We start from the raw sequence: 26,746 nt of genomic DNA on the forward strand, positions 1-26,746 counted from the left end.
GAAATAGATGATGCTCCGCCGCCCAGAGGCGACGGAGCGTGGGCCAAAACTCAGTTCTTGACGGTATCCTCCAGGAAGAATCGGCCGAGCGGGTTCTGGTAGAAGTTCTCGATATTCTTGCGCGTGACGTTGATATAGGGGCTGTAATAGAGGTCGATCCAGTTGACGTCGTCCTTGGCCATCTTCTGCAGATCGACATACATCTCCTGGCGCTTCTTCGGGTCAAGCTCGAGACGCGCCTTGGCGACCAGTTCCTTCACCGCCTCGTTCTTGTAGTTGGTCGAATAATTGTTGTTGGAATCGTGGCCGAGCACGAAGGTGGTCTTCTGGTCCGGATCGAGAATGTCGTTGGTCCAGTAGTTGACCGAGACGTCGTAGTCGCCGGCAACGGTCATATCCCATTCCTGGCTCGGATCGACCTTCTGCAGATTGGCGGTGATGCCGGCCTTCTGCAGCTGCTGCTGGACCAGCACGGCCGTCTGTTCATCGACTTCGTCGCCGGCGCGGACCAAGTAATTCAGCGTCAGGTCGGAGGCGCCGGCGGCCGCCAGCATCTCCTTAGCCTTTGCCGGATCATAAGGCCGCTGCAGATTGTCGGCGAAATAATAGAGAGCCCCCTTCGGAATGTAGGAATTGGCGACCGTGCCCTGGCCGAAGGTGACGGTATCGACGATCGCCTTCTTGTCGATCGCCAGATCCAGCGCCTGGCGGACTTCCTTCTTGCCGAGCGCTCCATGCGCATGGTTGATCAGCAGATGATCCTCACGGGTCGAGGCGTCGATATCGACGTTGAGGTTTGGATCCTTCTTCAGCTCCTCGACACGGGAGAAGGGAACGAAGATCGCCGCATCCAGCTCACCGGCCTGGACGTTCAGCATGCGGGTATTGTCGTCGGGCACGGAGATCCATTCGACGCCGTCGAGCTTGACGCGGTCGGCCTGCCAGAAGTTCGGGTTCTTCTTCAAGATGATACGGTCGCCGCGGCGCCATTCCTCGACGGTGAACGCGCCGGATGCGATCGGCTTTTCGGCATAGGCGTCGGCACCAAGCGATTCCATGCCCTTCTTGGAAATGACCGAAGCATTTGGCAGCGCCAGCGTCGAAAGGAACGGCGCGGACGGGTTTTTCAGCTTGATCGTCAGCGTATGCGCATCGGTCGCGACCGCCGTGTCGATCACCTTGTAGGAATCGCTCCAGAGCGAGGCAGCATCGTCGCGGATGCGCAACAGGCTGAAGGCGGCGTCTTCCGCCGTCAGCGGCGAACCGTCGGAGAATTTCGCGTCGCGGATCTTGAACGTATAGGTCAGTCCGTCGTCCGAGGCAGTCCAGCTTTCGGCAAGGCCCGGTTCCAGCTTGGTGCCTGTCTTGTCGACGCGGATCAGCACGTCGTAGACGTTTGAGAACACCCAGTTGTCGATGTTCTGGGCTGTTTTGATCGGATCGAATGTCGTCGAGTCCTCGCGGCGGCCGATGGTCAGCACACCGGCGGCCTCGGCATAGCTTGTGCTGAGTGTCAGGCCGGCGAGCAGGGCTGCAAGCCCGATTGATTTCCATCTGTTTGTCATGAATTCGTTCCCTTCGTTGTTATGGCATTCGTTTGATGGGTTGGATCGGCACCGCTTGCTGATCGTCCCGGCCGCCGGCGCCTTGCAACAGCGGCGTATCAGGATCGATGTCGGGAATGGCCGCGATCAGCGCCGCCGTATAGGCATGGCTCGGCCGCGCGAAGACCTCTTCGGACCGGCCTTGCTCGACGATCTCGCCGCGATACATCACGACGACGCGTTCGCAGAGATTGCGGACGATCGCCAGATCATGGGCGATGAAGATCAGCGTGAGGTTCATCCTCGCGGTGAGTTCGCGGAACAGCTCGATGATCTGCGCCTGGATGGTGACGTCGAGCGCGGCGACGCATTCATCGGCGATGATCAGCTTCGGGTTGACGGCGAGCGCCCGGGCGATACCGGCGCGCTGGCATTGGCCGCCGCTCATGCTGCGCGGTTTGCGGCCGGCGAATTCGCGTTCGAGGCCAACCAGATCGAGCAGCGCGTCGATCCGCGCCGGGATATCGGCCCTGGCGACCTTGCCCTGCACCTTCAGCACCTCGGACAGCATCTGCCCGATCGTCAGCCGCGGATTGAGCGCATTGTAGGGATCCTGGAAGACCATCGCCGTCTCGCGCCGGAGTTTTGCCAGGCCGGCGCTTTTCTGCAGGGCCAGATCGACGCCGTCGAAGGTGACGTGGCCTGAGGAAAGCGGTGTGAGGCCGAGCACGGCGCGGGCAAGCGTGCTCTTGCCGCTGCCGGATTCGCCGACGATGCCGACCGTCTCGCCCGGCATGATCTGCAGGCTGACGCCGGCAACGGCGCTGACCGTCTTGCCACCGCCCTTGAACAGGCTGCCGCCGGCTCTGAACCGCACATGCAGATCGTCGATTTCGAGCAGTGGCCGAGCCGGTGGGCTGGCCGCGGCAATGCCCAACAGCGGCGCGGGCGTCGCGCCGGGCAGGGAAGGGTGGCTGTTGATCAGGTTGATCGTATAGGGATGCTGCGGCCGCGCCAGGATCGTCCGCTTCGGCCCCTCTTCGAGGAGCTTGCCGTCGCGCAGCACGGCGATGCGGTCGCAGCTTTGGGCAACGATGCCGAGATCGTGTGTAATCAGAATGATCGACAGCCCGCGCCGGTCGCGTATCTCCATCAACAGTCGCAGGATCTGCGCCTGGATGGTCACGTCGAGCGCCGTCGTCGGCTCGTCAGCGATCAGGATCTTCGGGTTGCAGGACAGAGCAACGCCGATCATCGCCCGCTGCCGCATGCCGCCGGAAAATTCGTGCGGATAGCTGTCATACTGGCGCACCGGATCGGGGAAGCCGACCTGCGCGAGGATTTCCGTCGCAGCAGCGCGGGCTTCGCGGACGCCGAGGCGTTGATGATAGCGGATGCCCTCGGCGATCTGGTCACCGATCCGCATCACCGGGTCGAGATGACTGGTCGGGTTCTGGAAGATCATGCCGATCTCGCCGCCGCGCACCTTCAGCATCTCGCCGTCGTCGACCCGCATGAGGTCGCGCCCTTCAAGCAGCACCGAGCCGCTTTCGATCTTCAACAGCGAGGAGGGCAGCAGCCGCACCAGCGAACGGCAGAACAGGCTCTTGCCCGAGCCGCTCTCGCCGACGAGTCCGAGGATCTCACCTTTGCCGAGATCGAGCGAGACCGCATCGAGCAGCGTGCGCGGGCCGGAATCGAGATGGACGCGTACTGTGAGATCGCGGACGGACAGCACGGAGCCGCTCATTCGTGCACTCCGAGCAGTTCGCCGAGAGCGTCGCCCAGCATGCTGAAGCCGAAAGCAAGGCAGACGATGGAGAGGCCGGGAAACAGCGTGATCCACCAGGCGGTGGTGATGAAGCTCTGTCCTTCCGCGACCATGACACCCCATTCGGCCACCGGCGGCTGGACGCCGAGGCCGAGATAACTGACGGCAGCGCCGCTGAGCAGTACGAGCGTAGCATCGGACATCGAAAAGACGATCGAACCGGCGATCGCGTTCGGCAGCAGGTGGCGGAACATGATGCGCGAGCGGCTGAAGCCGAGGCTGACGGCGGCAACGGCGTAGTCGCTGCTTTTCAGCACCAGCATCTGCGCCCGGATCAGCCTCGCGTAGGAAACCCAGCCGACCAGTGCCATGGCGATATAGAAGCTGCCGAGGCCAGGGCCGAGGATTGCGATGATCGACAGCATCAGCACGAGGAAAGGGAAGGCGAGAATGATATCGACGAGGCGCATGAACAGCGCATCGACGATGCCGCCGAAGAAGCCGGCGATCGTGCCGACCGTCGTGCCGATCAGGAAGGGGAAGATGACGCCGATCAGCGCCATCTGCAGATCGAGGCGGGCGCCCCAGAGGACGCGCGAGAGGATATCGCGGCCGAAATTGTCGGTGCCGAACGGATGTAACAGGGAAGGCGCCTGCAGGCGCACCTCGGCGTTCTGCATGATCGGGTCGTAGGGCGCGATAACAGGCGCGCCGATCGCCAGCAGGACGAAGAACAGCAATATGCCCGCACCGACGGCAAGCATCAGCCGCCGTCTGAAGAACCGGTGCCAACCGAGGGATGCTGGGGCGATTGCTTCGATGCTCATAGCCTCACCCTCGGATCGACGGTGACGGTAACGATGTCGGCGATGAAGTTGATGAGCACGGTGGCGCAGGCAAAGACCATGGCGACGCCCTGGACCACCATGTAATCGCGTGAAAAGATCGCCCTGACGAGCAGCTGCCCCATGCCGGGCAGCGCAAAGACGGTCTCGACCACCACCGTGCCGCCGATCAGCCAGCCGATGTTGACGGCAAGCAGGTTGATCGTCGGCACCAGCGAGTTCGGCAGCACATGCCGCCAGAAGACGATCCCCTCCGGCATGCCACGGGCGCGCGCTGCCGTCGCCACATCCGATTTCAGCTGCTCGATCATCGCCGCCCGCAGGCTGCGCGTCAGCACGGTCGAGAGCGACAGGGCGACCGTCAGGCTCGGCAGCACGAGATGCGACAGCTTCTCACCGATCGTCGCGCCATAACCGGAAACCGGCAGCACGCCGAGTTCGACGCTAAACAGGATAATCAGCATCAGCCCCAGCCAGAAGGGCGGAAAGCCGATGCCGAATGTCGAGACGATGCGCACCGCATGATCGGGCGCCCGGCCGGCATTGCGGGCGGCGATCGCCGACATCGGCACCGCAATCAGGACCGAAAGCACGACGCTGGAAACGACCAGCGCAAGCGTCGGCTCGATGCGGGTGACGATCAGCTTCAGCACGTCGATCTTGTAAAGGATCGACTTGCCCATCTCGCCATTGGCAAGGTTCTTGAGGAAATAAACATATTGCAGCCACATCGGCTGATCGAGGCCGTACTGGGCGCGGATGCTGGCAAGAGCTGCCGGTGTCGCGCGCGTGCCGAGGATGTTGCGCGCCGGATCGCCTGGGATCAACCGGACCAGAATAAAAGTGATGACGCTGATGCCAAAAATGACCGGCAGGAACTGCAGCGGTCGGGTCAGAACGAATCTATAGCGATGCATGAAGGCGATCGCCCCTCTTTCTTCGTCGGGTTTGAGCCGCTTTACTTTGCATCAGGCTGCCTTGTGCCGGGCGAGAAAATCGAGAAGCGCCGGATAATAATCCTGCGGATTCTCATAAAACGGCATGTGGCTGGCGTTGGCAAATACCTTGAGTTCGGCATTCGGCAGCGCAAGCTTCATCCTGAGCGCACAGGCCGGGGTCAGCTCATCATGCTCTCCCGTCGTGATGAGCACCGGCAGCATCAGCCGCGGCAGATCTGGGATGCGGTTCCAATCCTTGAGGTTTCCGATGTAGAGAAACTCGTTCGGCCCCTGCATCGTCTCGTAGGGCGCCATGTTCCAATCGTCGAGCGAGCGGCGCACCGGCGCCGGCCATTCCGGCAGACGGCAGACATGCCGATAATTCAGAATGGTGACGGCAGCGAGATATTCGGGGTGATTGTAGGTGCCTTGCGCCTCGTGCTTCTGCATCATCGACACGGTTTCTGGACCAAGCGCGGCGCGTAGCCGTTCCAGTTCCGAGATCAGATGCGGCATGTCGGCTACGGTATCTTCGAGGATCAGCGTCTTGAGGTTTTCGGGATAGGTCAGAGCATATTCGATCGCCAGCCACCCGCCCCAGGAATGGCCGAGCATGTGGACCTTGCCGAGGCCCAGCGCCTTGCGCACCGTCTCCGTCTCCTCGACATAACGGCCGATCGTCCAGAGCGAGAGATCGGCCGGCCGGTCGGAGGCGCCGGTACCGAGCTGGTCGAAGGCAACGACGCGATAGCCCTTGTCGATGAGACAGGAATGCGCCTCGCGCAGGTAGTCGCAGGGCAGGCCCGGCCCGCCGTTCAGGCAGAAAACCGTCTCGCTGCCGGTCCCGAAACTATAAGCAACGACGCGATAGCCATCGACATCGATCTCGAATCGCTCGTCCGGCCGTATTTCACGCCACATTGATCGCTCCGCCAGAAGATTTCACTTGCTCAATAATTGGGCACGGCTAAATTTTTACCTTAAACCGCATTCCGTGCCAGCTATAAGAAGTGATAGGGTGGGCAGTACGCCGTACCTGGGAGCAAATCATGCTTGACGATATCGGAACGATCAGACGGCGGTTTACAGCGCATGAAACGCTGGACGGCCGGATCGACCAGGCCTTCGAGGCGATGCAGCAGATCGGCTTCGAAGCGCTGATCTATGACTATACGCCGGTGCCCTACGATCTCGACGGCGCCATCATGATACCCTCGCTGCTGAAGCTCAGGAATATATCAGACGACATGCACGACTACTGGTTCGATCGCGGCTATTTCCGTATCGATCCGGTGCAGCAGGTGGCGCTGCGCACCTCCGCACCCTTCTTCTGGAACTATGACGCCGACGCCGATACGTTGATCAGGCGTTTCATGAGCGAGGCCACCGCGCCGGTGACGCGCTATTTGCGTGAACGCGACATGTCGACCGGCGTCACCGTCCCGGTTCACATGCCACGCGGCGACTATGCGACGGTCACCGGTATCCGCTTCGGCCGCAATAGCGATTTCGAACGGCACGCCCTGCGCTATATCGCCGACTTCAATCTGCTGGCCCATGTCTTCCATGAGACCGCCTATTCGCTGTTCGACACGCGGGCGAAGAGCGTCGGCACGATCCGCCTGACCGAACGCGAACGTGAATGCCTGCGCCATTCGGCGGAAGGTTATTCAGCCAAGGAAATTTCCCGCATCATCGACCGTTCCGTCCCGACTGTCGTCATGCATCTGAACGCCGCAACCAAGAAACTCGGCGCCCGCAACCGCACCCAGGCCGTGGTGCGCGCTACCCATTACCGCCTGCTCGAAGACCGGCCGACCCAACCCTGGCCACCCTATAACTTGTGATAGCTGCCTTCGCCGTTGCCGCCGCGTTATGCTTTTTCATCACCGCTGAATGATGGAGACGCCTATGGGCGAAGTCACGACCACCGAAGCCTATTTGCCCTTTCGCGACTATCGCACCTGGTATCGCGTCACCGGCTCGCTGGAGAGCAGCAAACTGCCCCTCGTCGTCGCCCATGGCGGGCCTGGCTGCACGCATGATTACGTCGATTCCTTCAAGGATATCGCCGCCCTCGACGGCCGCCCGGTCATCCATTACGACCAGCTCGGCAATGGCAATTCCACCCGACTTCCAGAAAAAGGCCCGGATTTCTGGACGGTTGGCCTGTTCCTCGAAGAGCTGGACGCGCTGCTGTCCCATCTCGGCATTCAGCATCGTTATGCCTTCCTCGGCCAGTCCTGGGGCGGCATGCTCGGCGCCGAACATGCGGTGCGCCGGCCGCAAGGCTTGAAGGCGCTGGTCATCGCCAACTCGCCTGCAAACATGCACACCTGGGTTTCGGAGGCGAACCGGCTGAGGCAGGAACTGCCGAAGGAGGTGCAGGACACGCTGCTGAAGCATGAACTGGCGGGAAGCCTCACCGATCCGGACTATATCGCCGCCTCGCGCGTCTTTTATGACCGCCATGTCTGCCGCGTGTCGCCGTGGCCGCCCGAAGTGGCGCGGACCTTCGCGATCATGGACGAGGACAACACCGTCTACCGCAACATGAATGGCCCGACCGAATTTCACGTCATCGGCACAATGAAAGACTGGACGATCGAGAACAGGCTTGACCGTATCGAAGCCCCGACGCTGCTGATCTCGGGAAAATACGACGAGGCGACGCCACTGGTGGTCAGGCCCTACCTCGAACGTGTCCCGGGCTGCGAATGGGTGCTCTTCGAAAACTCCAGCCACATGCCGCATGTCGAGGAAAAACAGCTTTGCCTGGCGACCGTTTCCGGTTTCCTGTCACGGCACGATTGAGGAACGCGCTGCCGGCCCATTGGATCGCCCGCGATAAGCTGGCGATCACCTATCGACGAACCAGCCATTTCTTGGCGACGCGGCAAGCCATCGTATAGGCCGGATCAAAGACGTTGCCGACGTCGTAGCGCACCACCTGGCCGAGCAGATGGCTGGCCGCCGTCCTGTCCAAGCCATAATCCGACGCCAGCCAGGTCAACATTTCGCTGGTTGCATGTTGGAGCGCCTGATCGAGGGGTCGGGCGTTGCCGATGGTGAAGATGTCCTCGGCGGTTTCGCCGCGCGGCCAGACCAGCCCGGCCTTTTTTTCCACCGTCAGCCTCACCGTGACTTCGAAGGTGGTCTCGATGCCGGTTCCGACAATCTCGCCATCCCCTTGCACGGCATGGCAATCGCCGAGAAAGAACAAGGCGCCCGGAGCCGATACCGGAAAGCGAACCGTGGTGCCGGGACCGAACAGTCGATAGTCCATGTTGCCGCCATATTCGCCGCTGGTCGCGGTCGAGATCGCTTGGCCGAGGCTGGGCGCCACGCCGAAACAGCCGATCATCGGGGCGAGCGGCAGAACGAAATATTCGAGGCCTGCGACCGGCTCGGACAGCCGGACGGTCGAGGCATCGCGGTCGATGGCCCAGATGGCGATATCGCGCGGCGGCAGGTCACGCACCGTCTCGGGATCGACCACGTTGGCGGCGACGACGCTTCGGGTAAACCCCGTGTCCCTGGTCGGGATCATGCTGATGATCTCGACCTTAAGCGCATCTCCGGGCTCGGCACCTTCCACGAAGATCGGGCCGTTCATCGGATTGCCGCCGGGTGCCTGCTTGACACCGTCCTTGTCATGTCCGGCGGCATCAAGCGTCTCAGTGATCACCGTGTCGCCACTGGCGACATGGAGCGCCGGGGGAAATGAACCGATGACATTATGGAAGATCGTCGGAATGAAGCGGTGAGTGGTCATCACAATACGCTCTCGCTCGTTTGGAATGTTGTGAGCCTGCAGTTGAACTGCTCGGCGGAGAGAGTTGGAGACTAGATCAGAGATTGCCTGCAATGCCAATCCACAGCATCACCCGAAATACGGTTCGGCCGCATTCCGGCCGCCGATCGGCAGGCTGTCATATCAACGCGTCTTTAGACATCGGGGAGGACTCCCTGGAATCCTGAAAGCAGATGATCACGCCTCGACCGACGTCGAGGCGCGATCACTTTACGCTCAGAATTTGAAGCTGGTGCCGAACGTTACCTTTTGCTGATTAACCTCGAAATCGCCGAGCGCCGAACCGAAATCCTTGCTCCCGAAATCGTCATAACGATATTCAGCGCGCATCAATATATTGTCTGTCAGGGCGCGCTCCACACCTGCGCCGGCGGTCCAGCCAATCAGAATGTCGTCCTTCTTGCCAACGCCCGGCACGTCGACTTCTCCACCGGCTGCGGCCAAACCCCCGGTTCCGTAGATCAACATACGGTCCAAAGCATATCCCACGCGGCCACGCGCCGAGCCGTCCCATTTCAGGGAAACGTCACTCCCATCCTTCCAGTTGTAGTTGAAGTCATTTTCGATACCGAAGATGAAAGGGCCGTGCTGGAAATTATATCCGCCATAAATACCCGTGGACCCGCCATCGAGATCCTGCTCGGAACCGCTGAGGTAGCTTGCATGTGTCGCGGTATATCCGCCTTGCAGTCCAAGATAGAACCCCGACCAGTCGAAGGCCGACTGGGTCTGTTCCTGTTGAACATATGCGGGATCTTGAACCACGAGATCGGCGGCAAAAGCCGGCACTGCCGATAAAGTCACTGCGGCCAACGCGATTATCTTTTTATACATTAAAGTGCCTCGTCATTCGATTATTGGAGAAAGCTCAGCAAACCGGCAAGTCGGCTGGGGCCGATGCATTATGCTGCGGTTCGGAGTTGCGGTTTGCACTTTATTGTTGAGATATGTTGTGAACTCGGACACGGCGCAGGCGCCAAGGTCGCGCGTCAAGACGTCTCCGGACGTGTCGATACAAAACGAGCGCCAGCGCATATTCGGGCTACCACCCGATCAAATTGTCGATCGTCGGGCGCAGAATCCAACGCAGGCAGTGTAGAATTCCAACTCGCAGAAAACGAAACTTCCATCACAAACGTGCGGCCGCAAAATACGAATATTTGAGCCTATGTAATTGTAATAAAATAATTATTTTTGTTCCATAACCTGCATTACGCCACATTGTTTTGTAGCCGCAAAGTTGAAGTGTCCTGTTTCTGCAAAGTTGGAATGTCACACTCCCCGGGTCTGATTGACGCTTGGGAGATTGCGGATGGGACTGATTGCGATGAGCGAGCGCGATCTGCAGCGGATCGAAGTTCTGTCGAAAGATCCGGATGCTGCGCATCGATAAGTAAGAAGACACGTGAACAGAAACGCCAGAGAGCGCTCGACCCATTAGGGGAGCGCGCTCTGCCGTCCAAGCAGCCAAGCGAGCGATCACTCGCTGCATGGCAATCGTTTTTCCGGCGATAGACCATGGATATGGGCCGGACCGCCCGTCGCTCAAGATCGACGGAGAGCCTCTCCGATCAGGCCGTCCGTCTAACCATGCGCGCGATCGCGATGAGGATGCAGGCTCCAACGAAGCCCGCGATGAGATATCCCAGCCATCCGCCGAGGACGACGCCGAAGAGCGAGAGAATGAAGTTGGCGACGATCGCGCCGACGATGCCAAGCAAGACGTTCATGAGGACGCCCATGTTGCTCTTCATGAACATTTCGGCGAGCCATCCTGCCAAACCGCCAATGATGATTGCTGCAATCCAGCCGATACCTGCGTTTTCCATATGAATTCCCCTGAATGTTGGACGAAACGGCGATCGCCACCGGACTGCCAGGTCATCAAATCTTTGCGGGAATGATTGCCGCGCGACCGAGAATTAAACACGCGCGGTGCCGATTGGTTCCGGCGGTCAGACGGACTCTATTCATGCGAACGCCGCTGGTGATAGTTTTCCAGCAATCGTCATCGGCATTCGCGATGGATTCAATCGAAGCGCGGATCCTGGGAAGCGGACGATCAAACACCTAGGGCGCTGTCGCAGAGGCTGAAGGTCATCGATGATCTCTCTGAGGGCGATCTGCCGATCTGGAAAGCTTAGGCCGAAGGAATCCAGTCCAATCGAAGCACTGCGCCGCTCTTATCCAGCCACCAACTGGCCGGATTGCATGGCTGGCCGCGAACCTACACAAGGCGCATGCGTGAAAATCGAAAAAAATTTCAACTCCAGATACATGTGCCGCATCAGGCCGCTGAGCTTTTGCTGGTCGCGAATGCCGCATTCGAACCAGGAGACAAGCTCCCTTGCAACATGCTGCGCTGCCGGACTGCCAATGTCATATGATTTTTCCTGACACCATTGCCTGAGCACAGCTTTCAGCATGGCCACGTCATCGGGCTGCAGCGCCGGCTTCGTAATTCCCGAATGCTGGGTCATCCGTATTCCTCCCCAATTACATCAGCCGATCCTAATCTACGGATTTCCGTTTTCAACCTCGCGTACGAAAACGTACGTATCGAGGCGCTGGCGGCACCGGAATCCGGATAGCCGGCGGCATGTCCGGGCCATCTGCCTGCCGTGGCGGGCGACCACGACCATCCATGTCCCATCACGACCTGCGCCGAAACCTCCCTCCCACAGGCACACCGGGGCGATCGCCCGAAGCCAGCGACCTCGGCCGCGCCAGCATGGCGCCATCTGTGGCAGACCCTTACCGCCCCCTACGCTAAGTTCCCGATTTCGAGTAGAGCCCAAGATCGCCGCCAATGGCGAACCCGCAGCGCTGATAAAATTTCGACAACGCACCCTCTCGCTGTGAGACCAGCCAGACGCTATTACAACCTTCGGCCATTGCTGTTTCGTAAATTGCCGAAAGCAGCGCTGTCCCTATCCCCGCGCCCTGCGCTTCAGGCAGTACCGAAAGCTCGTCCAGGTAAATGACCGGACCGGAGTGGCGCCGCTGTCGTATGCCCAACGCTACCCCTAGCACCTTGCCTCCCTCGATGGCCGCAAGGGCAATCGATTTGGGCGTTTCAAGCACAGTCTTCACATTCTCAACCGCCGCTTCAAGCGACCAATCCTCGTTCCACGGAGGTCGAGCATAGGCACTTACCAGTACGGCGGCGGCGCTGCTGAGATGTTCTGGAATAAGACGCTTAATCTGAAACGGCATGAATCCACCCTACGTTGAGTGAGGTGACATTTGCAGCAGTTTGACCGTTAACGCAACGGGGTCGCAGATGCGACGCACCCGCTGCTCTTCACACCGTGGGTAGTTGTGTTGCGCACGAAGTGACGTGGGTCGCATCTTTCATGTCGCTGTCAGAGCTTTTCCGATCGTTGGCTTGAATTCCGCATCAAGTGGACCCATCACGCCAGAGTCTCTCCGGCGCTGACGAAGGTTTGTTGGCCATAGATTTTGTGTGTGGATCGAGCTCGGCTTGCCGAGATATCGCGTCGAAGCAGGAGATTATCATGGCCAAAGAAAACCAATAGCTCCGAGGTGTGCGCGGTTTAGCGTTGCTTTAAACAAACTGTGCAAGGGTAGAGGCCTGTCATCTACACCGGCAACCTGATGAAGTTTCGAAGAAATCCAAACATGGTGCGCAGCCTCGCGGGCGCTGTAAACCGAACTGGCGCATTTGCTCCCGCAATATTTGCTGCAATTATTGCAATCATCGTCGTCTCTGTTGCAACGAACTGGCGGCTCGAGCGATCGCTCGCCGATGAACGCTCGATTGTTGCCGGTGAGCTCGCCACCATATCATCTCGACTTCAAACGAACCTCAATAGCAATGTGAAGCTGTTGCAAGGGCTGGCAGCTGGAATTGCGGTCGACCCGGCGATGGACCAGAACCAATTTTCCAAGCTTGCCGCGCAGATCCTGCAGCCCGATTCACAACTGCGCAGCTTCGCCGCGGCCCCCGGCATGGTGGTCAAATGGGTTTATCCAGAAAAAGGCAACGAAAAGGCCATCGGGCTCGATTACCGAACGAATGAGAAGCAACGCGATAGCGCAATGCTGGCGCGCAACACCCACAATATCGTTCTGACCGGCCCTGTGGACCTTGTCCAAGGTGGAACCGCTTTCGTTGTCAGATGGCCAATTTATGTCACTGACGGAACGAGCCAGGTCTTTTGGGGTCTGCTGTCTGGGCTGATAGATATACCAAAGCTCTACCGAGAAAGCGGCCTTGAATCGACCGACCTTGAGATTGCCATCAGTACCGTGCCGGAGCCGGATTTACCTAAAAAAGTGTTCCTCGGCAGCCTGCAAACTTTTTCGAAGAAACCGGTTAAGGCGTCCGTCGATATGGCTTATGGACGATGGACCCTGGTCGCGGCGCCTAAGGGCGGATGGGGCCAAAATAGCGGGATCGGCATTTTTGAGCTCTATGCGAGCTTGTTGTCGTTATGTGTCGTTGCGCCGATTATCTGGGTCGGTTTTCTGACCAAATCACGCCAAAGAACGATTGAAAAGCTTCGCCTTCACAAGAAAAAGCTCGTTCGAGCACGGCAAAGGCTGGAGTACCTGTCGTTGCATGACGCCCTCACGGGACTTCCCAATCGACGATTTGTCGACCAGATCATCTCGCAGCCGCCGCGACCTGATCCAGAAGATTGTCTGATACTCATCCATATCGACCTGGATCGATTTAAAGAGATTAACGACACGAAAGGGCATGCTGGCGGTGACACAGTCTTGCAAGCAACAGCTTCGCGCCTTGCGGGGTTGGCCGGCCCAAACGAGGTCGCTGCTCGGATCGGCGGAGATGAGTTCATCTTCGCCAGCTGGAATGCCAATCCCGAGCCTAAAGCAAAGGCATTAGCCAGTCTGATTGTCGATTCTCTCGAGCAGACAATCTTTATTGATGGCGTGGAGTGTGTCGTCGGCGCCAGCGTCGGTGTCGCCTGGGAGACCCCACGGGCGGGCTGGCGAGACCTCAGCCAATTGCTTTTGAATGCCGACCTGGCTCTATACGAGGCAAAGAAGACGGGCCGCGGCCGTGCCGCCGTTTTCACCGAAGAGCTTCGCAGCGCGGCGATCCTTTCGAAAGAACTGGCGGACGAATTTCATCACGCCCTCGATTGCGATGAACTCGTTGCATTCTTCCAACCGCAGTTCGATGCGAACACATTGACTATCGCCGGCGTTGAGGCACTTGCCCGGTGGGTTCACCCGAAAAAAGGTCTGCTCGGCCCAGACAAATTTCTTGATGTCGCCGAAAGGCTGGGGCGTAGCGGGGACATGGACCGGCTGATCCTGCAAAAGGCTCTCTTCGAGCTTACAAGATGGGACAGCTTGGGAATGCAGATCCCGCGTGTCTCGGTAAACATTTCAGCGCGTCGACTGGCACAGCCAAATCTGCTTGCGGAACTGTCCGAGCTTCCCGTCGCGAGGGGCCGCCTGTGTTTCGAGTTGCTGGAGACAATCTCCTTCGACCATCTTCAGCCTGTTCTCAATGACATCATTCCAGCTGTCAAAGAGCTCGGCATTGAAATCGAGATCGACGATTTCGGCACCGAACATGCCAGTATCGTCAGTCTACTGAGATTTGAGCCGCGAAGATTGAAGATCGATCGGGAAATTATCAAGCCGATTATCGCCTCTCCATCTCAACGCCGTCTGGTCTCCTCGATCATAGAAATTGGCCGGTCACAGAACATCGACATCGTCGCAGAGGGCGTGGAGACAATGGAGCATGCGAAGATCCTGAAAGATCTTGGTTGCCATTTGCTGCAGGGTTACGCGCTGGCGCGACCAATGACCTCGGAGCAGTTGATCGAATTTTGCCGTGCGAAAGACGAGGGACTCACAGCGGCAGGCTGATAGCCATGCCCTGCTTCCCCAAGCACTCCAGGCTTGCGCGTTCCACAACCGGCTCACCAGGGGATGGCATCGAGATCAGCAAGGGCTCGACGCGCTCCAGCCAATTGATTGGCTCGACCCGGCTAGGCAGATACGCCCAGCCGGGTTGAGCCTGCGCCTTTACTTGCCCATCATTTGCTTCGCGTTTTCGGGCGTGATGGCTGTGGTATCGACCGTTACCGTCGGCTCAACAGACGACGCGCAGTCCAGCAGTATCGACTTTGCCATGTCGATCGCCTCCTTCCCTCCCGTAGGATAGGTAAAGGTCGCGGACCAATCGCCCTTTGCGACCGCCTCAATTCCCCCGGCAGGCCCAGGCAAGCCGTCAGTGCCGATGATCTTCACGCTCTTACCGGCACCTTTCGCAGCAAGCAGCGCACCCGCCGCCATCATATCGTTGCTGGCATAGACCATCTTGATATCGGGATGGGCCTGCAGCATGGCGGCGAACGCCGTTTGCGCTTTATCCGGCAGCCAGTCCGCCGCCTGTTCTGCCACGATCTGGATCTTGGAATTGGCTTTCACGCCATCTTTGAAGCCATTGAGCCGTTCGACGGCCGGTGTCGAACTGGGCAGCCCCTGCAGCACGGCGGCCTCGCCGCCATCCGGAAGAAGCGTCTTGCTGGTATATTCGCCGGCCGCCAGCGCAATCTTGTAGTTATCGCCTCCGATGAAAGCTGTGTAGTCCTTGCCAGCTTCACCGTTCGTCTTGCGATCAAGTTCGATGACCGGGATACCCGCGTCCATAACCCGTTTGACGGCGGGTGTCAGCGGGGCCGCCTCGAAAGGCGAGATCAACAGAAGGTCGACCTTTTGGGTGATGAAATTGTCGACTTGCGACGTCTGCGTGTTGACGTTGCCTGCCCCGTCGGCAATCTGCAGTGTGAACTGCGGGACTGCCTTGGCGGCTGCTTCCAGTTCATCGTTGACGTGCTGGCGGTAGGGCTCCGCATTGTTTGCCTGCGAGAAGCCGATGACGAATTCGCCATCCTTGGCGCAAGCCTTCACAAGCGGATCGGCAGCTTGGGCCACGCCCGCAATACAAAGACATGAGCCCGCCATAAGTGCCATGCGCCGGGCACTCGAAAATCGAAGTGCATTCTGTGTCATTACTTTCTCCTCCACATTGGTCCCGGATCCACCCTCCGGAAGATGCCGCCACACTACCTGCCCAATCCTTCGCGGCGACGAACGAGGGATTGAAGGACTGCCGCCAGAACGATAATTGCCGCTGTAGAAAGCAGCTGCATGGCCGGCGTGATGTTGTTGAGCTGAAGAATATTGGCCAAGGCGCCAAGCATGATCGTACCGGCGATCGTTCCGACCATGGAACCCGACCCGCCAAACAGGCTTGTCCCACCAATGACGACAGCCGCGATGGCCGTCAGTTCATATCCGGTGCCATCATTGGCGCTCCCGAAATTGAATTGCCCGGCATGGACGATGCCGGCCAGCGCGGATGCAAAGCCGGTAATGGCGTAAACGGCGATCTTGATTGCCGAGACCGGAACACCTGAAATGCGAGCGGCGCGCTCGTTTCCGCCGACGGCATAGACGTAACGGCCGAATCTAGTCGTGTTCAGCACCAGCGTGGCGATGCAAGCAAAAATCAAAAAGACGATCGTGGCCACCGGAACGACATTGCCGAACAATCGCCCGCCGAGAACCGCAAAGATGGGTGGAGCCAGCCCAGGGCCATCACCATAGGATATATTGATGTACTGATTGCCCGACACGACGAGTGCCAGCCCGCGAGCTGCCTGTAAACCGGCAAGAGTGACGATAAAGGCTTCAAGCCGAAACTTGCTTGAGATCGCTCCCTGGACCAAGCCGAAACAAGTGCCCATCAGCAGCACTGCCAGCACCGTTGTAATCAGTCCAAAACCGCCGGAGACCATCAATGTTGCTGTGACGACGCTCGCAAGACCAAGGGCGGCCCCAACCGAAAGATCGATCCCGGCGGTTATGATCACAAACGTCATTCCGATGGCGATGATGCCGGTTTCCGACACTGCGCGAACGATGTTGGCGATGTTGTCGGGTTGAATGAACAGGATGACCCCATGCCTACGCGGCGAGAATATGATGCCACCGGCAAACACCAGCACAAGGCCGATCAGGCTTTGGAAGCGGACGATCACCGCAAGCGGATCGATGCGCTTTGCCGGTTGAATCGGAGAACTCGACGTAATTTGCTGTTCGGACATCATCCCTCCCTCCCGTTGGCGGCGGCCAGAACGTCGTGTTCGCCCACCCCGCCAGAAAATTCGGCAACGCTGCAGCCATTGCGTAGAACCACTATTCGATCGCATAGGCCAATCAGCTCAGGCATTTCGCTTGAAGCGACAAGGATGCCCAATCCGTCCGAGGCAAATTCGCGCAAGCGGGCGTAAATCTCTCCCTTTGCTCCGACGTCAACACCGCGGGTCGGCTCGTCGAGAAGCAACAAGCTGGGATTGCCCAGCACTTCCTTGGCAAGGACGACCTTCTGCTGGTTGCCGCCAGAAAGAGCACCCACCGCGATCCCGGGATTCTTGGGACGGATGTCGAAATTCCCGAACGAGCTCTTGATCGCATCGTCCTGTCGACGTGCAGACAACAAGCCGTTTGGGGATATTCGGCGAATGATCGACATGACCAGATTGAGGCCGACAGACATACGCAGCATCAGCCCGGCGCCGCGCCGATCGTCGGTTACGAAGGCGAGGCCAGCCCGGCGCGCGGCTGCGATGGATCTAAGCCTTGCCGGTTTGCCGCCAATGGTAACCTCACCCTGCCATCGGCCCGGCACACCTGTCCCGTAAAGAGCGCTAAGAAGCTCCGTTCGCCCTGCACCCATCACGCCAGCCAAACCGACAATTTCACCGCGGTGAACATCCAGGTCGATCTTCGATGGAGCTTGCCAGCCGGGTGACGCCCGGTGCGGGCGGAAAGAGGCCTGCCGCATCCTCAGTAACACGTCGCCGACACGATCCGATCGAGGCGGGTAAAGCTCGTTCAACGGACGGCCGACGAGAAGCTGCACCAGTTGGGCTTGCGGAGCGTTCGGTTCGGTAATGCCGGCGACCTTGCCGTCGCGCATGACCGTCACGCGATGGGCAATCTGCGGCACTTCCTCAAGGCGATGCGAAATATAGACGATACCGACGCCTGATGATGCGAGCCCGCGCATGATATCGAACAATCGATCGACTTCGCCGACAGTCAACGCCGCTGTCGGCTCATCCATAATCAGAGCGCGCGATGCATAGGACAGCGCCTTGACAATGGCGACGACCTGGCGTTGGCCGATAGATAGCTCGCCGACAAGCTGAGCGGGATCGATCGATCGGTCGATTGCTTCCAGCCTTTTGTGCGCTTCGCGCAGCATCGCCTTTCCGTCGAGCATGCCATGGGGATGGACAAGCTCGCGGCCAAGAAAGAGATTGGCCGCGACGCTCAGACTCGGAACGAGATCCAATTCCTGGAAAATCGTTGCAATTCCCGCCGCCTGTGCATCCCGGGGGCTGTGAAATCGGGCGGGTTTGCCATCGATAAAGATCTCTCCCTGGTCCGGCGTGTGCACACCGGACATCAGGTTCATCAACGTCGATTTGCCCGCGCCATTCTCTCCAAGCAGGGCATGGATTTCACCCACTTTAAGATCGAAGTCCACGCCACGCAGCGCTTGAACCCCGCCAAAATGCTTGGTGACCCCTTTCGCCGAAAGAACAACCTGGCTCATGCTGCTTCTCCACACGATTCACGCACCCGCAAAACCGGCGACAGTCGAACGGTCTCGCGGGGGCGGTGCTTGTTGCCGATCCGCGCAATCAGCAAGTCGGCCGCCTTCCTGCCAATCTCATCGCAAGGCTGGGCCATCAGCGTCAGGCGCGGCTCGAAGTAGTCTGCCCATTCGAAATCATCGATCCCGAGCACCGAAATGTCTTCGGGAACGCGCAGTCCCCGTTCCCGAATGGCTCTCATAGCGCCGATCATCGCTAGATTGTTTGAGGCAAGGATTGCTGTCGGTGGCTCCTTCAGTTCCAGCAAGCGGTGCGTCGAAGCGGCGGCGTCAGCCGTGCTGCGGTTGCCGTTGCTGATGAAGGCATGTGGGACCTCTATCCCCCTCTCCGTCATAGCTTCCCGGAAAGCCCTGGTGCGCTCCACGGTCGTCGCAAATCCAGGCTGGCCGAGGATGATCCCAACCCGGTGGTGATGGAGCGTGACGAGGTGATCGACCAGCATGCGAATTGCCGCCGTGTTGTCGGTCCCGACCTGATCGAAACGATCATCGGAGAGCCTGTCGACGAGCACACAGGGAACATCGCATTCAAGGAGGTAGTCCAGCGATTTCTTAGGATCGCCCGAAGCGGCAAGGATAATCCCGTCGACACGGCGGTGGTGCAGATGCCGGACGAGTTCCAGTTCTCGATCCGGATCATCCTGTGTATCGCACAGAAATACGATCAAGCCTCGCTTGGAACACTCGGCTTCGATCGCGCAGATGATGTCGCTGAAGTAAGGGTTCGAAATCGCCGAAATCGCCAGTCCGACCGTGCCCGTCGACGATAATTTGAGAGAGCGTGCAACAGCGTTCGGGATGTATCCGATCTCGTCCACGGCCTCCATGACGAGCTTCGCCTTCTCGGGCGACACGTAGCGCGTCTTGTTGAGAACATGGGAAACCGTGGAGACCGAAACCCCCGCCGCCTTTGCAACTTCGGAAATCGTCGTCATGAGCGCGCTCCGGCGTTCGCCGGCAGCACAACAAGAAAGCGTCTCAAATTTTCCTCCCAGGCGGAATTCCAACCTTAAAAAGGCTCTCCAAGGATCCGCGAATAAGATCAGGCTAGCGCCATCGAAACGTTTGCGCAATCGTTTTTTTCTCGATATTGTCCAATTCGTGATCATCTCTTGGGAGGGAAATGACGTGCTCAAAGGCGTTCCGCCGTTCGTTACGGCCGACTTGTTGTGGGTTATGGCCTCTATGGGTCATGGCGACGAATTGGCCATCGTCGATCGAAACTTCTCGGGCTTTCGGGTGTCGACCCAGACCACCAGCGGAAAGCTTCTCATCTTGGAGGGGGTCGATGCACCGACTGCAGTTGACGGGATCCTCAAGATGATGCCCCTGGACAGATTCGGCGACACGCCGCTGATGCACATGGAGGCCGTCGACGCGCCGGGTGAGTTGCTGGAAGTGCACCGGGACGTCATCACCGTATGCGGTGAGGCAGAAGGGCGCTCGATCGCGAGCCAACCTATCGAGAGGTTTGCTTACTATCCCATTGCGATGCGATCGTTTGCGATCATCCAGACCGCTGAATCGCGCCCCTATGGGAACTTCATCCTGAGGAAGGGCGTGCTCTGAGGGTCAAGCCTCGAGCAGGGCCGGCGATTGGGCTGCGGGCCCCTGAATTTCCATCTGATCCGCATGGGTTGCTTGTCGGCAAGGATTAACTGCCGGCCAAGCGCCTTGCGCTCTCCACGATCGGCCGAACAGCGGCTTCCATGCTTTCCGGCGTCGTGCCGGTGACGATGACGCCGAGCAGCGCCGCAGCGATGCCGGCCGCCTTCAACTTTGGCATATCCTCGGCCGTGAATTTCTTCTGGCTCGGCGCAATGACCGGGATGCCGGCCTTGGCGACAATCGCTCTGTAGCGGGCAAGATCGGTCTCATCGAGCGGCTTGCCGTAGTCCGCGAAGGCAGCAATAGAGGCTTCCATCATCGCGCCCGGAATCTTGAGGATTTTGCGAAATTCCTCCTCGGTGCTCCTTTCGCCGAGCGCCGGCATCGGCCGAAGCTTCGATTGCCAGAGATGGGGCTGCATGTCGCTGATATAGATGTTGAAGCCCTCGAAGCCGAGAGCGGCGAGCGCATCCATCTCCTGCGCGCTCGGCACATTCGTCTGCCCGGCCATGACAAGGAGCGGCACGCCCAACGTGGCGAGCTTCTCGAAGAAGGGCCGCTCTTGCGCGAAGCTGCCGAAGGTGGTGCCGGTCGCGCGGTGGTAGGCATTGAGATGCACTTTCAGCGCAAAGGCCCCTGCCCTCAACGCCGCCCTGGCGAGATCAAGGTCATGACGCGCAAGTGAGACGATGACCGGAAAGTCGCCACCTCGCAGCGCCTTGGTGAGTTTGGTTTCAGGATAGGCATCCATGTTGGATCTCAATTCAGCCGCTGGCCATCATCGGCCGCAAAGAGATGGACGGTGGCAAGTTCTGGCCGCACGCGGATCATCGCGCCGGGCGAGAGTGACACGCGCTCGCGGAAAACGCAGGTGACCGTCGTATCGCCGAGTTTCACCGTCATATGCGTTTCCGAACCCATCGGCTCGACCAGGATGATTTCCGCGGGCACGCCCTGCTCGTCGAGGGCGAAATGTTCGGGACGAATGCCGTAAACCGCGTTGCGGCCCCTGAATTCCTCGGCCGCCTCCGGCAGCGGCAGCAGGATACCCGGTGCCGCGAAACCGCCCGAGGTGATTGTGCCGGTCAGGAAATTCATGGCCGGCGACCCGATGAAACCCGCGACGAACTGGTTGGCCGGCCGGTCGTAGAGATCGAGCGGCGCGCCGATCTGCTCAACCCGGCCGCCGTTGAGCACGACGATCTTGTCGGCCATGGTCATCGCCTCCACCTGGTCGTGGGTGACGTAGATGGTCGTGGTTTTGAGTTTCTGGTGCAGGCTCCTGATTTCGCCGCGCATCACGACGCGCAGCTTGGCATCGAGGTTCGACAGCGGCTCGTCGAACAGAAACACCTGCGGATCGCGGACGATCGCTCGGCCCATGGCGACGCGCTGCCGTTGCCCGCCCGAAAGCTGGCGCGGATAACGGTCGAGCAGATGCGACAGCCCAAGGATATCGGCCGCCCAATTCACCCGCTCCTCGATCGCGGCCTTTTTGATGCCGCGATGCTCTAGCGAAAACCCCATATTCGTCGCGACCGTCATATGCGGATAGAGCGCATAATTCTGGAAGACCATGGCGATGTCGCGATCCTTTGGATCGAGCTCGTTCACCACGCGCCGGCCGATGCGGACGTCGCCAGCGGTGATCGTCTCCAACCCGGCGATCATCCGGAGCAAAGTGGACTTGCCGCAACCGGAGGGTCCGACAAGCACGACGAACTCGCCGTCTTCGATTTCGAGGGTGACGTCGTGGATGATGCCCAAGGCACCATAATTCTTTCGGACGCGGGAAAGGGTAACTTCAGCCATCATTCGATTTCCGGGTTCTTCAGCCCTTGAGGCCGGTATGCGCGAGCCCTTCGACGAATTGCTTCTGCGCGATGATGAAGACGATGAGCACGGGAAGCGCCGTCAGCGTCGCGGCGGCGAGCTGGATGTTCCACATGGGACCGCCATAGGCGTCGGTGTATTGGGTAAGCGCCTGCGGCAGGGTGAACTTGTCGGCACTTGAGAGGAACACGATCGGTTCGAGGAACAGGTTCCAGGAATGCAGGAAGGTGAATATCGCGACCGATGCAAGCGCCGGTCTTGCCAGCGGCAGTGCGATCTTCCGAAAAATCTTGAAGCGGCCGAGGCCATCGACGCGCGCCGCTTCCTCCAGCTCCGCCGGCAGTGTCACGAAAAACTGCCGCATCACGAAGGTGGCGAAAACGCTCGGCGCGCCGAAGATCGGCACGAGGATCAACGGCCAGTGGGTGTTTACCATGCCCGCCTTCAGGAACATCTGGAAGAGCGGCACAATCGTCACTTCCGACGGAATGAGAAGGCCGAGCAATACGATCATGAAGATCGCGTTGGCGAAGGGAAATCTGATGCGCGCGAAAGCGTAGCCCGCCATCGAGGAGACGACCATGGTGCCAACCGTCACAACCCCGGCGATATAGGCCGAGTTCCAATATTGCGTCACGAAGGGCTGCAATTCGAACACCTTGCTGTAGGTCGTCCAGTCGTAGCTCTCCGGGATGAGACGCGGCGGAAAAGCGAAGATATCGCTGATCGGCTTCACCGAGGATGTCACCATCCACCAGGTCGGGAAGACGAAGGGGATTAGCAGCACGCACATCAGCCCGTAGACAAACGTTTTCAGTCGCGGAGAGAGATCAGCTTTCATAGAAGACAATCCTCTTGCGCATCTGCCATTGGGCAAAGGTCAGGGCGGCGACGATGACGAAGAGCAAGATCGACAGCGTCGAGCCGTAGCCGAAGAGATGGAACTGGAAGGCCTGCTGATAGAGGTAATAGACCAGCACCGTCGTCGATATTCCCGGTCCACCCTGGGTCAGAACGGCAATCTGCGCGAAAACCTGCAGCGACCCGACGATGGTGATGATCGAGGTCAAGAGGATGGTCGGGCTGATCAACGGCAGGGTGATGCGACGGAACTGCTTGAAGCGCGGCGCACCGTCGATGCGGGCGGCCTCGTAGAGTTCGTTCGGCACGCCCTGCAGGGCCGCCAGGAACAGGATCATGTTGAGGCCGACATTCTTGAAAACCTGCACGACGATCACTGAGATCATCGCGGTCGTTTCCTCACGCAGCCAGTTCGGCCCTTCGATACCGACGAGCTGCAACATGCCGTTGATGCCGCCGTTCTTCTGCAAAAGGAAACCCCAGACGATCGTCCACGCGACCAGCGACACCACGACCGGCGAGAAGAACAGCGTGCGGAAGATGGTGATGCCGGCGAGCTTCTGGTTGAGAAGCACCGCGAGCAGCAACGCCAGCGCCATGTTGAGGATCACCAGCCCGGCAGAAAAGATCGCGGTCGCGCCCAGCACTTCGAGGAGGTTCGTGTCCTCGATCAGCATCTGATAGTTCTGCGTGCCGGTATAGGTGAAGGTATTGGCGAGCACGTTCCACTCGTGGAGCGAATACCAGAAGACAAGCCCGAGCGGGATCAGCACGAACCCAATGATGCCGATCAGCTGCGGGGCGATGAAAAGGAAACCGGCGAGGCTGTCGCGCCGTCCGATCGTCCAGAAGGGCGATGAGGCACGGCCTTCCGAGCGTATATGATCCCGTGCGACAGCCATCACCTTACCTCTTAGCGCTTCAGCAGTGGGCCGATCTGGCCGCAGATCTTCTGGAGCGTGCCGGGAATATCGGCATCCGGACGCCAGACGGCATCAAGCCCGGAGCGCACCGCCTGCTGGATTTGTGCAAAGCCGGTATGACCGGGAATGACCTTGCCGGTGGCGATGCCGGAGATGACAACCTTGCCGATCTGCTCCTGGCTGAGCAGCGGGTTGGTCTTCTTGAGCACATCTGCGTTCAGCAGCGACTTGCGGGCCGAGGGGAAGAACTGGCTGAGTTTGGCCGAGTTTTCCGGATTGGTCATATAGGCGACGAATTCGGCGGCGGTGTTGGCATTCTTGCCGGCCTGCATGACGCCGACGCCGGCCTGACCGATCAGCGAATATTCGCCGGCCGGCCCCTTCGGCAGCGGCACCAGATCCCAAGAGAACGGCTTGTCCTTCGGGAGGAGCGAGGCGCGGCTGATCTGAGTGATGGTCATCGCCGCATTGCCGGCAAAGAAATCGACGTTTTCGCCGGGACCCGGGATCGCCTTCTTCTTGAAGATCGCGTCGTGGATGAAAGTCAGCGCATCGACCATGGGTTTTTCGGTGATCGTGCAGGTCTTGCCATCGGCGCTCCAGGGCGAAGCGCCCCAGCCGTTCCAGACCGAAGCGAGATTCTGCCAGATCTGGTAATTGAAGTCGCGCACGATCAAGCCGCCCTTGCCCGGCACCTTATCCCCTTGGCCGACGGCCGAGGCCGTGGCGATCACGTTATCCCAGGTCCATTGCCCGGCGGCAATCATCTCGGCCGGCGTCTTGGCGCCAGCCGCCTTGATGACGTCGTTGTTGACGAACATCGCAAACGGCGAGGTTGAAAATGGATAGGCGTAAAGCTTGCCATCCTTGGTCCAGCGTTCGGCCGCCGTGGGGATCAGTTCTTCGGCATTGTAGCCCTTGGTCGCCTTCAACACATCGGTAAGCGGGTAAAGCGCGCCGGAGTTGACGAAGTCGTAGGCTGCGGTCTCGAAAATCCAGGCCATATCAGGCGCATTGCCGCCGGCGATCTGGGTGGTCAGCGCGGTCGTGTAGGTGTCGAACGGCAGCGACTCATAAGTCACCTTCACATTCGGATGATCCTTGGAAAAGCCCGCGGCGATCTCGTTGAAGAGCTTCAGATGCGCCTCGTTGGCGCTCCAGATCGTCATGCGCAGGTTGATCGCATCTTCGGCATTGGCGATGCCATGCCATGCGAATGGCGCGGCGAGCGCCAATGCCGCGACGGCCGATCTCAGGGTCCTGTGATAGTTCATTCCCGTTCCTCCTCCAAAGATGGGTTAATCAGTATGCCGAGACGTCCGGCCAGCGCATTTCGATGCCTTCGCGCCTAAGCTCCCGCTGGAAATCGTGGAGTTGCTCATCGTTTTCCTGAACCTGGTGCGGCGTAAGCCCCTTCTCCAGGCAATGGGCTGCCAGCATGCCGGCAGCTTCGCCGATGTTCCATTCGACAGGGTGCAAGCGGTAGCAGCCATTGGTGATGTGGGTGGTGCCGATGTTCTTGCCGGCGGCAATGAGATTCTTCATTCGCTGCGGCAGGAGTGAACCAAGCGGGATCTCGAACGGGCAGGACGGCACGTCGATATAGTTGTCGCCGCCGGTCGAGGGGTGAAGGTCGATGCGGTACATGCCGATGCCGACGCTATCGCGGTAGTTGACCGCGCCCTTTGTGCCGCGCACCGAATAAGACAGGTCCTGCTCTACAATGCGAGTGACCGGCTTGATGCGGCGGCTTTCGCGGATATAGGGCGCCATGGCAAGACCATGTTCCGTGCCGGTAATGTCGCCGCGAAGTCGGAGACCGCGGTAGCCCTGGCCGCCGTCGAAACGAGGCGCTTCCGTCTGCAGCCAGTAGAAGACCGAATAGGAAAGGTCGGCTGCCGACTTCAGGTGCCGTGCTTTTTCCTCTTCCGATACGTCGATAATCGTGCCGTCCATGTAGTCGATCATCGGCCAGTTCACAAAGCAGATGTCCGACTGGTAGAAACCGGGCTGGAAGTTGCGCCGGGCTGCGATGCGACGAAAGAGCCAGAGGTTTTCGTCGCCACCGCCCTTGCGCTGGTCGGCATCGACGGCCAGCGGATCATCGTCAACATTAGGCGTGAAGGAGCGTGTCGTGAATTCCAGCGTGCGCGGATGCGGCGCGGTGAAGCCGAGCAGCGGCCCGCCCCAGAAATGCGGCTGGTATTCGCGCCAATAGTCGTAGTTTTCCGGCTTGTCGATCGTCTGGTCGCCATCCACGCAATCGACCGCGAAACAGACCGACACGGCTTGAACGTTATCCGGCTGGGCTTCAGGCGGCGCGCTCGGTTCGCGGGTGTCGGATTGCGCCTCGAAACCCTTCACATACTCCGTCTCGGTCATCGGCAAGAGGTCGCCGAGTTCGGTGGCGTCGAGGATATAAGCTGCGGAAATGGTGATCTCCAGATCCGTGTCGCGGTGACGGACGGTGACGGAACGAACCATATCACCATCGACATCGGCCCCGACCGGACGGTAGGGCTGCAGCAACTTCAGGCGGCCGGCACCCCGATAGGGCATCAACATGGCTTCCATCACCGCCAGGCTGACCCGCGGTTCAGCGCAGATGCGGCTGACCCAGCCGGCGCCGGGATTGAGGTCGCCCCAGGCGCGCGCGCCTTCGGTAAGCGGATAGTTGTCGCGGTAATATTGGCGGATGCCGTTGCGCAGCTTGCGATACGAGCGAGTGATGCCAAACTGCTCGACCCAGCTATGCTCGTCCGACGGCACGCCCTGGCTGGTCGACTGACCACCGATCCAGTCGAATTCCTCGGTCATGATGACACTGCGGCCAGCCCGGCAGGCGCCAAGCGCAGCCGCCACGCCACCGAGACCACCGCCGACAATCAGGATATCCGCTTGCATTTCTTTCA

24 protein-coding genes are annotated in these 26,746 nt (G+C 59.5%); 4 read left to right on the top strand and 20 right to left on the bottom strand.

Annotation, left to right across the window (positions count from 1 at the left end):
* Positions 1–50 precede the first annotated feature (50 nt).
* From HJB89_RS18885 to HJB89_RS18905, 5 genes are read right to left on the bottom strand one after another with little or no spacing between them, the layout of a single operon-like run.
* Complete coding sequence (locus tag HJB89_RS18885; RefSeq protein WP_207585718.1) at positions 51–1,565, bottom strand: ABC transporter substrate-binding protein; 1,515 nt, start codon at positions 1,563–1,565, stop codon at positions 51–53.
* Between the two features lie 19 nt (positions 1,566–1,584).
* The gene (locus HJB89_RS18890) at positions 1,585–3,294 is read right to left on the bottom strand and encodes an ABC transporter ATP-binding protein (RefSeq protein ID WP_207585719.1); all 1,710 of its coding nucleotides are present in this window, start codon (positions 3,292–3,294) and stop codon (positions 1,585–1,587) included.
* Complete coding sequence (locus HJB89_RS18895) at positions 3,291–4,142, bottom strand: ABC transporter permease (RefSeq protein ID WP_207585720.1); 852 nt, start codon at positions 4,140–4,142, stop codon at positions 3,291–3,293. The genes HJB89_RS18890 and HJB89_RS18895 overlap by 4 nt, the downstream gene beginning before the upstream one ends.
* Positions 4,139–5,077 (bottom strand): ABC transporter permease, encoded by a 939-nt coding sequence (locus tag HJB89_RS18900; protein WP_207585721.1) that lies wholly within the window; start codon positions 5,075–5,077, stop codon positions 4,139–4,141. Before HJB89_RS18900 ends, HJB89_RS18895 begins: the two co-directional genes overlap by 4 nt.
* A gap of 51 nt (positions 5,078–5,128) precedes the next feature.
* Positions 5,129–6,019 (bottom strand): proline iminopeptidase-family hydrolase, encoded by an 891-nt coding sequence (locus tag HJB89_RS18905; RefSeq protein WP_207585722.1) that lies wholly within the window; start codon positions 6,017–6,019, stop codon positions 5,129–5,131.
* A 128-nt stretch (positions 6,020–6,147) separates the two neighbouring features.
* Here HJB89_RS18905 and HJB89_RS18910 point away from each other — a divergent pair, with 128 nt between their 5' ends.
* Entirely contained in the window at positions 6,148–6,945 is a 798-nt protein-coding gene (locus HJB89_RS18910; protein WP_207585723.1) for a LuxR family transcriptional regulator, read from the top strand.
* A gap of 64 nt (positions 6,946–7,009) precedes the next feature.
* Positions 7,010–7,912: a proline iminopeptidase-family hydrolase gene (locus HJB89_RS18915; protein ID WP_207585724.1), complete on the top strand. Its 903-nt coding sequence runs from the start codon at positions 7,010–7,012 to the stop codon at positions 7,910–7,912.
* Positions 7,913–7,961: 49 nt separating this feature from the next.
* Here HJB89_RS18915 and HJB89_RS18920 read toward each other — a convergent pair whose 3' ends face one another.
* From HJB89_RS18920 to HJB89_RS18940, 5 genes are all read right to left on the bottom strand, one after another.
* Positions 7,962–8,873: an acetamidase/formamidase family protein gene (locus HJB89_RS18920; RefSeq protein WP_207585725.1), complete on the bottom strand. Its 912-nt coding sequence runs from the start codon at positions 8,871–8,873 to the stop codon at positions 7,962–7,964.
* 255 nt (positions 8,874–9,128) lie between these two features.
* Positions 9,129–9,746 (bottom strand): outer membrane protein, encoded by a 618-nt coding sequence (locus HJB89_RS18925; protein ID WP_207585726.1) that lies wholly within the window; start codon positions 9,744–9,746, stop codon positions 9,129–9,131.
* 737 nt (positions 9,747–10,483) lie between these two features.
* Positions 10,484–10,741, bottom strand: a complete 258-nt coding sequence (locus HJB89_RS18930; RefSeq protein ID WP_007637043.1) for a GlsB/YeaQ/YmgE family stress response membrane protein — start codon at positions 10,739–10,741, stop codon at positions 10,484–10,486.
* A gap of 354 nt (positions 10,742–11,095) precedes the next feature.
* On the bottom strand, positions 11,096–11,392 hold the full coding sequence (locus tag HJB89_RS18935; protein ID WP_207585727.1) for a hypothetical protein: 297 nt from the start codon (positions 11,390–11,392) through the stop codon (positions 11,096–11,098).
* A gap of 289 nt (positions 11,393–11,681) precedes the next feature.
* Complete coding sequence (locus HJB89_RS18940) at positions 11,682–12,128, bottom strand: GNAT family N-acetyltransferase (protein WP_207585728.1); 447 nt, start codon at positions 12,126–12,128, stop codon at positions 11,682–11,684.
* A gap of 402 nt (positions 12,129–12,530) precedes the next feature.
* Here HJB89_RS18940 and HJB89_RS18945 point away from each other — a divergent pair, with 402 nt between their 5' ends.
* A complete protein-coding gene (locus tag HJB89_RS18945; protein ID WP_207585729.1) occupies positions 12,531–14,786 on the top strand; it encodes an EAL domain-containing protein in 2,256 nt (751 codons plus the stop codon).
* Positions 14,787–14,945: 159 nt separating this feature from the next.
* On the opposite strand, the gene HJB89_RS18950 is transcribed toward HJB89_RS18945, so the two are convergent.
* The 4 genes from HJB89_RS18950 to HJB89_RS18965 are packed head-to-tail and all read right to left on the bottom strand — an operon-like array spanning position 14,946 to position 19,544.
* On the bottom strand, positions 14,946–15,935 hold the full coding sequence (locus HJB89_RS18950) for a substrate-binding domain-containing protein (RefSeq protein ID WP_207585926.1): 990 nt from the start codon (positions 15,933–15,935) through the stop codon (positions 14,946–14,948).
* Positions 15,936–15,988: 53 nt separating this feature from the next.
* A complete protein-coding gene (locus HJB89_RS18955; protein WP_207585730.1) occupies positions 15,989–17,032 on the bottom strand; it encodes an ABC transporter permease in 1,044 nt (347 codons plus the stop codon).
* On the bottom strand, positions 17,032–18,549 hold the full coding sequence (locus HJB89_RS18960) for a sugar ABC transporter ATP-binding protein (RefSeq protein ID WP_221131209.1): 1,518 nt from the start codon (positions 18,547–18,549) through the stop codon (positions 17,032–17,034). The genes HJB89_RS18955 and HJB89_RS18960 overlap by 1 nt, the downstream gene beginning before the upstream one ends.
* Positions 18,546–19,544, bottom strand: coding sequence for a LacI family DNA-binding transcriptional regulator (locus HJB89_RS18965; protein WP_207585732.1), 999 nt, complete (start codon positions 19,542–19,544; stop codon positions 18,546–18,548). Before HJB89_RS18965 ends, HJB89_RS18960 begins: the two co-directional genes overlap by 4 nt.
* A 193-nt stretch (positions 19,545–19,737) precedes the next feature.
* Between HJB89_RS18965 and HJB89_RS18970 the strand changes: the two genes are divergently transcribed.
* Positions 19,738–20,178: an RbsD/FucU family protein gene (locus HJB89_RS18970; protein WP_207585927.1), complete on the top strand. Its 441-nt coding sequence runs from the start codon at positions 19,738–19,740 to the stop codon at positions 20,176–20,178.
* 85 nt (positions 20,179–20,263) lie between these two features.
* Here HJB89_RS18970 and HJB89_RS18975 read toward each other — a convergent pair whose 3' ends face one another.
* Genes HJB89_RS18975 through HJB89_RS19000 form a run of 6 tightly spaced genes read right to left on the bottom strand, consistent with a single transcriptional unit; the run spans position 20,264 to position 26,738 of the window.
* Positions 20,264–20,968 carry a hypothetical protein gene (locus tag HJB89_RS18975; RefSeq protein WP_221150389.1) on the bottom strand — a complete coding sequence of 235 codons (705 nt, stop codon included), beginning with the start codon at positions 20,966–20,968 and terminating at the stop codon, positions 20,264–20,266.
* A gap of 8 nt (positions 20,969–20,976) precedes the next feature.
* Positions 20,977–22,029 (bottom strand): ABC transporter ATP-binding protein, encoded by a 1,053-nt coding sequence (locus HJB89_RS18980; protein WP_221150390.1) that lies wholly within the window; start codon positions 22,027–22,029, stop codon positions 20,977–20,979.
* Positions 22,030–22,048: 19 nt separating this feature from the next.
* Positions 22,049–22,891 (bottom strand): carbohydrate ABC transporter permease, encoded by an 843-nt coding sequence (locus HJB89_RS18985; protein ID WP_207585735.1) that lies wholly within the window; start codon positions 22,889–22,891, stop codon positions 22,049–22,051.
* Positions 22,881–23,813: a carbohydrate ABC transporter permease gene (locus HJB89_RS18990; RefSeq protein ID WP_207585736.1), complete on the bottom strand. Its 933-nt coding sequence runs from the start codon at positions 23,811–23,813 to the stop codon at positions 22,881–22,883. The genes HJB89_RS18985 and HJB89_RS18990 overlap by 11 nt, the downstream gene beginning before the upstream one ends.
* A gap of 11 nt (positions 23,814–23,824) precedes the next feature.
* Positions 23,825–25,108: a sugar ABC transporter substrate-binding protein gene (locus HJB89_RS18995; RefSeq protein ID WP_207585737.1), complete on the bottom strand. Its 1,284-nt coding sequence runs from the start codon at positions 25,106–25,108 to the stop codon at positions 23,825–23,827.
* A 28-nt stretch (positions 25,109–25,136) separates the two neighbouring features.
* Positions 25,137–26,738, bottom strand: coding sequence for an FAD-dependent oxidoreductase (locus HJB89_RS19000; protein ID WP_207585928.1), 1,602 nt, complete (start codon positions 26,736–26,738; stop codon positions 25,137–25,139).
* Positions 26,739–26,746 lie beyond the last annotated feature (8 nt).

The organism is Rhizobium sp. NZLR8 (assembly GCF_019685025.1).
Classification (GTDB): Bacteria; Pseudomonadota; Alphaproteobacteria; order Rhizobiales; family Rhizobiaceae; genus Rhizobium.

Bases quoted from the DNA above. Each gene is read 5' to 3' on its own strand.
- HJB89_RS18885 (WP_207585718.1), bottom strand. From the start codon at position 1,565: ATGACAAACAGATGGAAATCAATCGGGCTTGCAGCCCTGCTCGCCGGC.
- HJB89_RS18890 (WP_207585719.1), bottom strand. From the start codon at position 3,294: ATGAGCGGCTCCGTGCTGTCCGTCCGCGATCTCACAGTACGCGTCCAT.
- HJB89_RS18895 (WP_207585720.1), bottom strand. From the start codon at position 4,142: ATGAGCATCGAAGCAATCGCCCCAGCATCCCTCGGTTGGCACCGGTTC.
- HJB89_RS18900 (WP_207585721.1), bottom strand. From the start codon at position 5,077: ATGCATCGCTATAGATTCGTTCTGACCCGACCGCTGCAGTTCCTGCCG.
- HJB89_RS18905 (WP_207585722.1), bottom strand. From the start codon at position 6,019: ATGTGGCGTGAAATACGGCCGGACGAGCGATTCGAGATCGATGTCGAT.
- HJB89_RS18910 (WP_207585723.1), top strand. From the start codon at position 6,148: ATGCTTGACGATATCGGAACGATCAGACGGCGGTTTACAGCGCATGAA.
- HJB89_RS18915 (WP_207585724.1), top strand. From the start codon at position 7,010: ATGGGCGAAGTCACGACCACCGAAGCCTATTTGCCCTTTCGCGACTAT.
- HJB89_RS18920 (WP_207585725.1), bottom strand. From the start codon at position 8,873: ATGACCACTCACCGCTTCATTCCGACGATCTTCCATAATGTCATCGGT.
- HJB89_RS18925 (WP_207585726.1), bottom strand. From the start codon at position 9,746: ATGTATAAAAAGATAATCGCGTTGGCCGCAGTGACTTTATCGGCAGTG.
- HJB89_RS18930 (WP_007637043.1), bottom strand. From the start codon at position 10,741: ATGGAAAACGCAGGTATCGGCTGGATTGCAGCAATCATCATTGGCGGT.
- HJB89_RS18935 (WP_207585727.1), bottom strand. From the start codon at position 11,392: ATGACCCAGCATTCGGGAATTACGAAGCCGGCGCTGCAGCCCGATGAC.
- HJB89_RS18940 (WP_207585728.1), bottom strand. From the start codon at position 12,128: ATGCCGTTTCAGATTAAGCGTCTTATTCCAGAACATCTCAGCAGCGCC.
- HJB89_RS18945 (WP_207585729.1), top strand. From the start codon at position 12,531: ATGAAGTTTCGAAGAAATCCAAACATGGTGCGCAGCCTCGCGGGCGCT.
- HJB89_RS18950 (WP_207585926.1), bottom strand. From the start codon at position 15,935: ATGACACAGAATGCACTTCGATTTTCGAGTGCCCGGCGCATGGCACTT.
- HJB89_RS18955 (WP_207585730.1), bottom strand. From the start codon at position 17,032: ATGTCCGAACAGCAAATTACGTCGAGTTCTCCGATTCAACCGGCAAAG.
- HJB89_RS18960 (WP_221131209.1), bottom strand. From the start codon at position 18,549: ATGAGCCAGGTTGTTCTTTCGGCGAAAGGGGTCACCAAGCATTTTGGC.
- HJB89_RS18965 (WP_207585732.1), bottom strand. From the start codon at position 19,544: ATGACGACGATTTCCGAAGTTGCAAAGGCGGCGGGGGTTTCGGTCTCC.
- HJB89_RS18975 (WP_221150389.1), bottom strand. From the start codon at position 20,968: ATGGATGCCTATCCTGAAACCAAACTCACCAAGGCGCTGCGAGGTGGC.
- HJB89_RS18980 (WP_221150390.1), bottom strand. From the start codon at position 22,029: ATGGCTGAAGTTACCCTTTCCCGCGTCCGAAAGAATTATGGTGCCTTG.
- HJB89_RS18985 (WP_207585735.1), bottom strand. From the start codon at position 22,891: ATGAAAGCTGATCTCTCTCCGCGACTGAAAACGTTTGTCTACGGGCTG.
- HJB89_RS18990 (WP_207585736.1), bottom strand. From the start codon at position 23,813: ATGGCTGTCGCACGGGATCATATACGCTCGGAAGGCCGTGCCTCATCG.
- HJB89_RS18995 (WP_207585737.1), bottom strand. From the start codon at position 25,108: ATGAACTATCACAGGACCCTGAGATCGGCCGTCGCGGCATTGGCGCTC.
- HJB89_RS19000 (WP_207585928.1), bottom strand. From the start codon at position 26,738: ATGCAAGCGGATATCCTGATTGTCGGCGGTGGTCTCGGTGGCGTGGCG.